The following is a 5,415-nucleotide window of genomic DNA, read 5'->3' as shown; positions in this document are numbered from 1 at the left end:
GGTAGCCGTACGACGGGTTCGGCTGGGAAGGCGCTGCGGGAAGCGCCGGCAGCGCCGACGGGAGCGCCGGCAGGTAGCCACACACTCGGTGTGTCACGGCCCGCGGCTCTGTCGCTCTGCGGTGTCGCGCGGTCAGGCAGACTTCCTGCTGTCCCGCGGGTGCACGGCGATGTTCATGGCTCCGGAGCGCAGAACCGCCAGCCTCTCGGCCAGCACCTCCTCAAGCTCCTCGCGTGTGCGCCGCTCCATGAGCATGTCCCAGTGCGTACGCGCAGGCTTGCCCTTCTTCTCCTCGGGGCCATCCCCGTCCACCAGGAGTGCCATGGCGCCGCACGCCTTGCACTCCCACTCCGGCGGAATTTCCGCCTCTACCGAGAACGGCATCTCAAATCGATGTCCGTTCTGGCATGCGTACTCCACCGCCTGGCGCGGGGCCAGATCGATGCCGCGGTCCGTCTCGTAGCTGGTAACCACGAGTCGCGTGCCGCGGAGAGCTCGCTCACTCATGAATCGTGCCTCCCGGGCTTGTCGCCCACAGGACAGGTGTCGCTGTCGTCGTCATCCGGTCAACGTCCGGTCGGCGGCAAAGATTCCCGTTGCCGGTCATGCGTCGCCCGTCGTGCCGCTGCTTTTTCAGAGTTGGGTACCCAACATTGCCCGGATTGTCACATTTGGCAGAAGTTGTCACCCAACGGTTTGGCTTCTTCCGCTCGCAGTAACGGTCCTCCGGGCAAGCCAAAGGCGTACACTACCGGCCTTTCACTTCAACGTCTAAATCCGTTCCGGAACGGGATTCCCCGCGGCCGCAACGGCCTGCCGTACGGGCACCCTCGCGAGCAGCACGGAACCGACCGCGAAGAAGATCACCAAAGAGATGATCGCATCCCGGTAGCTGCCGGTCAGCTGATACGCGAGACCGAACACCAGCGGCCCCAGCCAGCTCAGTCCACGGTCGCTCATCTCGTACGCGGAGAAGTACTCCGCCTCCTTGCCGCGGGGCACCAGATGCGAGAACAGCGAGCGGGACAGTGCCTGGCTGCCGCCGAGGACCAGGCCGATCGCCGAGGCCAGCAGATAGAAGAAGACCGGGGCGTCCGAGGGCAGGAAGTATCCGGCGACGAGGATCAGGGTCCAGACGACGAGCGAGGCCAGGATCGTACGCTTCGCGCCGTACACCCGTGCCAGCCGGCCCATGCCCAGGGCCCCGGCCACCGCGAGCACCTGCACCAGCAGTACGGCCGTGATCAGGGATGTCTGGTCGAGGCCCAGCTCCTCGGAGCCGTACACCGACGCCTGCGAGATCACCGTCTGGATGCCGTCGTTGTAGACGAGATAGGCGAGCAGGAACGAGAGCGTGAGCGGGTGGCGGCGCATGTCGCGCAGGGTCACGATCAGCTGCCGCCAGCCGGAGCCGACCGCACCCTCACCGCCCGGTGCCACCCGCCGGTCACGTAGCCGTCGCAGCGGTACGACCGTGAATGCTCCCCACCAGACCCCCGCCGACGCGAGGCAGATCCGCACCGCGTCGGACTCGGAGAGACCGAACGAATCGTGGCCCGTGTAGAGGACCAGATTGAGGACGAGGACGAGCGCCCCCGACGTGTAGCCGAAGGCCCAGCCCCGGGACGAGACGGCGTCGCGTTCGTCGGGCTCGGCGATCTGCGGCAGATACGCGTTGTAGAGCACCATCGACACCGAGATCGACGCGTTCGCCACGATCAGCAGGAACGCGCCCAGCAGATAGCGGTGGCCGTCCAGGAAGAACATCCCGGTCGTCGCGGCCGCCCCCACGTACGCGGCGGCCGCCAGCAGGGGCTTCTTGCGGCCCGTGCGGTCGGCGGCGGCGCCCACGATCGGCATCACCACCACCGCCACAACGACGGACATCGAGACCGCGTAGGCGAAGAGCGAACCCGCGCGCACCGGGACACCGAGCGGGTGCACAAAACCGTCGGCGTCGGCGGCGGCCTTGGCGATCGACGTCAGATAGGGGCCGAGAAACACAGTGAGAACGCTGGTCGAGTAGACCGAACACGCGAAGTCGTAGAAGTACCAGCCGCGTTGTTCGCGTCTGCGGTCCGCGGCATCGGCGCCGCCGGTGGTGCGTTCCGGCGTCGGCTCAGCGGTGTCGGCGGTCTCGGCGCTCAACCCGCACCCCCCTCGTATCTCCCCGTAGGGACGCCGCCGGGCCGGCCGGCGTCAGGCCCAGGCCCCCCGCTCGCTCAGCACCGTGCGCAGCGTCTCGATGTGATCGGTCATGATGCCATCCACACCGAGATCGAGGAGAGCTGCCATCCGCTCCGGTTCGTTCACCGTCCAGACATGGACCTGGAGCCCGCGGGCATGGGCCTCCCGGACGAAGCGCCGGTCGACCACCCGGACCCCGTTCTGGCTCTCCGGGACCTGCGCGCACACCGCTCCGGCGCGCAGCGCGGCCGGTATGCCGTACGAGCGCAGCCGCAGGCCCAGGACGCCGCGGACGCCGTACGAGGTGGCCAGCCGGGGGCCCGCGAGGCGGTGCGCCCTGGCCACCCGGGTCTCCGAGAACGAGCCGACGCACACCCGGTCCCAGGCATCGGTCCGGCGGATCAGGTCGATCAGCGGGACGAGCGCCGGCTCGGCCTTGATGTCCACGTTCCAGCGGGCGTCGGGAAACGCCTCCAGCAACTCCTCGAACAGCGGCAGCGGTTCACGGCCCGCCACCCGGGCCCGCCGCACCTCGCTCCACGGCAGGTCGGCTATCCGGCCACGGGCGTCCGTCACCCGGTCCAGGGTGGCGTCGTGGAAGGCGACCAGACGTCCGTCCGACGTCGTGTGCACATCGGTCTCGAAGTAGCGGTAGCCGGCATCGGCGGCCCGGCGGAACGCGGCCGTGGTGTTCTCGATCCCGCCCGCCGCTCCGCCTCGGTGGGCGAACGGGATCGTCGCGGGATGGTCCAGATAAGGGTGGCGTACAGAGGTCACTGCGGCAGTATGGCCTCCTCCGATGGCCGGACGGTGACGGCGGTGGTGCCGGACCCCGGCGCGGGAGCGACGGTCTCGTCGGCAGGCTTCGCCTCGGGGACCGCGAAGAAGCGCAGGAACAGCTGGGCGAGCGGGCCGATGGACAGCGCGTACAGGACCGTGCCCACGCCCAGGGAGCCGCCGAGCAGGAAGCCGGTCGCCACCACGGCCACCTCGATTGCCGTACGGACCAGGCGGACGGAGCGGCCGGTGCGCCGGTGCAGTCCGGTCATCAGGCCGTCGCGCGGCCCGGGGCCGAACCGCGCCGCGATGTACAGCCCCGTCGCGACACCGTTGAGCGCGATCCCCGCGACCATGATGACGATCCGGGCCGCCAGGCCGTGCAGCTCCGGGACGAGGGCGAGCGTGCCGTCCATGGCGAGGCCGATGGCGAAGACATTGGAGACCGTGCCGAGCCCGGGGCGCTGCCTCATCGGTACCCACAGGAGAAGGACCGCCGCGCCGACGATGATCGCGACGACCCCGATGGACAGCCCGGTGCGTTCCGCGAGGCCCTGGTGCAGCACCCCCCAGGGTTCGAGCCCGAGCCCGGCGCGGACCATGAGCGCCGAGCTCGCCCCGTACAGGGCCAGACCGACGTACAGCTGCATCAGCCGCCGTGTGAGGTGCGCCCGGCGGGGGACGGCGGTGACGGACAAGATGTGCTCCCTCGTGTGGTGGTGGTGGACTGCCTCATGACACTCTGTGGCAGGGGATTGGCTGCCAACTATGGCCAATCCGAGGAAGGTGGACTGATTTACATGGCGCAGTGGACTTCGGCCGTCGGTGCCGCGCAGCTCGCCCGGCAGCTCCAGGCCCAGCAGCAGAAGCCGATGGGCCCCGGCGCCCGCAGGCCCCCCGCCTATCGCGCGCTCGCCGACGGCGTCCGGCTGCTCGTCCTCGAAGGCCGGGTGCCGGTTGCCGCCCGGCTCCCTGCCGAACGCGAGCTGGCGCTCGCCCTGTCTGTCAGCCGCACCACCGTCGCCGCCGCCTACGAGGCGCTTCGTGCCGAGGGATTCCTGGAGTCCCGGCGCGGCGCGGGCAGCTGGACCGCGGTCCCGGCAGGCAACCCCCTGCCCGCGCGTGGCCTGGAACCGCTGCCCCCGGAGTCGCTCGGTTCGATGATCGACCTGGGCTGTGCCTCGCTGCCCGCGCCCGAACCCTGGCTGACCCGCGCCGTCCAGGGTGCCCTGGAGGAGTTGCCGCCGTACGCGCACACCCACGGCGACTATCCGGCCGGGCTGCCCGCGCTGCGGCAGATGATCGCCGACCGCTACACCGAGCGCGGCATCCCGACGATGCCCGAACAGATCATGGTCACCACCGGCGCAATGGGCGCGATCGACGCCATCTGCCACCTCTTCGCCGGGCGCGGCGAGCGGATCGCGGTGGAGTCCCCCTCGTACGCCAACATCCTTCAGCTGATGCGGGAGGCGGGTGCCCGGCTGGTGCCGGTGGCGATGGAGGAGGGGATCGGCGGCTGGGACATGAACCGCTGGCGGCAGGTGCTGCGCGACGCGGCGCCACGGCTCGCATACGTCGTGGCGGACTTCCACAATCCCACCGGCGCGCTCGCCGACGAGAGCCACCGGCGGGCTCTGGTGGACGCGGCCCGCTCCGCCGGGACGGTCCTGGTCGTCGACGAGACCATGAACGAGCTGTACCTCGACGCCGATGTCGAGATGCCGCGCCGGGTCTGTGCCTTCGACCCGGCGGGCAGCACCGTGCTCACCGTCGGCTCGGCCAGCAAGGCGTTCTGGGCAGGCATGCGGATCGGCTGGGTGCGGGCCGCGCCGGACGTGATCCGCAGTCTGGTGTCCGCCCGCGCCTACGCCGACATGGGCACACCCGTGCTGGAACAGCTCGCCATCAACTGGCTGATGCGCACGGGGGGCTGGGAGGAGGCCGTGGAGCTCCGGCGCGGTCAGGCGCGGGAGAACCGGGACGCGCTGGTCGCGGCGGTGCGCCGGGAGCTGCCGGAGTGGGAGTTCCAGGTGCCGCGCGGCGGGCTGACGCTCTGGGTGCGCACCGGCGGACTCTCGGGGTCACGGCTGGCCGTGGCGGGCGAGCGGGTGGGGGTGCGGGTGCCGTCCGGTCCGCGATTCGGCGTCGACGGCGCCTTCGAGGGATACGTACGGCTGCCGTTCACGGTCGGCGGTCCAGTGGCGGACGAGGCGGCGGTACGGCTCGCCGCGGCGGCGGAGCTGGTGAGGTCGGGGGCGAGCGCGGGAGCGGAGGCGCCCCGCACGTTCGTCGCCTGACGGCCGAGGCGCAGCGGAAGGGGCGGGGGGGGTGGGGGGGGGCGCCCCCCCCCCCCCGCCCCCCCCCCCGCGGGGGGGCAGGTGGTGGGGGGGGGGGGGCGGGTTGCGGGGCGGGGCGGTGTGCGGGGGTGAAGGTGGGGGGGTTTCCGGG

6 protein-coding genes are annotated in these 5,415 nt (G+C 71.2%); 1 reads left to right on the top strand and 5 read right to left on the bottom strand.

Translation table 11 applies throughout. From position 1 onward, the window contains the following. The 5 genes from ACWD6R_RS39705 to yczE all read right to left on the bottom strand — a co-directional run. Positions 1-85: DUF6643 family protein (locus ACWD6R_RS39705; RefSeq protein ID WP_451823208.1), on the bottom strand; the 85-nt coding region annotated here is incomplete at its 3' end. Between the two features lie 47 nt (positions 86-132). Beyond that, positions 133-507 (bottom strand): RNA polymerase-binding protein RbpA, encoded by a 375-nt coding sequence (locus ACWD6R_RS39700; protein ID WP_007262928.1) that lies wholly within the window; start codon positions 505-507, stop codon positions 133-135. Positions 508-771: 264 nt separating this feature from the next. Beyond that, a complete protein-coding gene (locus tag ACWD6R_RS39695) occupies positions 772-2,148 on the bottom strand; it encodes an MFS transporter (protein ID WP_451823207.1) in 1,377 nt (458 codons plus the stop codon). Between the two features lie 51 nt (positions 2,149-2,199). Next, a complete protein-coding gene (locus tag ACWD6R_RS39690; RefSeq protein ID WP_451823206.1) occupies positions 2,200-2,964 on the bottom strand; it encodes a glycerophosphodiester phosphodiesterase in 765 nt (254 codons plus the stop codon). Further along, positions 2,961-3,662 carry a membrane protein YczE gene (gene yczE, locus ACWD6R_RS39685; RefSeq protein WP_451823205.1) on the bottom strand — a complete coding sequence of 234 codons (702 nt, stop codon included), beginning with the start codon at positions 3,660-3,662 and terminating at the stop codon, positions 2,961-2,963. Before yczE ends, ACWD6R_RS39690 begins: the two co-directional genes overlap by 4 nt. Positions 3,663-3,764: 102 nt before the next feature. Between yczE and ACWD6R_RS39680 the strand changes: the two genes are divergently transcribed. Then, positions 3,765-5,264, top strand: coding sequence for an SCO1417 family MocR-like transcription factor (locus tag ACWD6R_RS39680; protein WP_451823204.1), 1,500 nt, complete (start codon positions 3,765-3,767; stop codon positions 5,262-5,264). Positions 5,265-5,415: the final 151 nt, after the last annotated feature.

The sequence above is a fragment of the Streptomyces sp. NPDC005151 genome (genome assembly GCF_053599875.1).
This window is presented reverse-complemented; position numbering and strand designations above follow the sequence as displayed.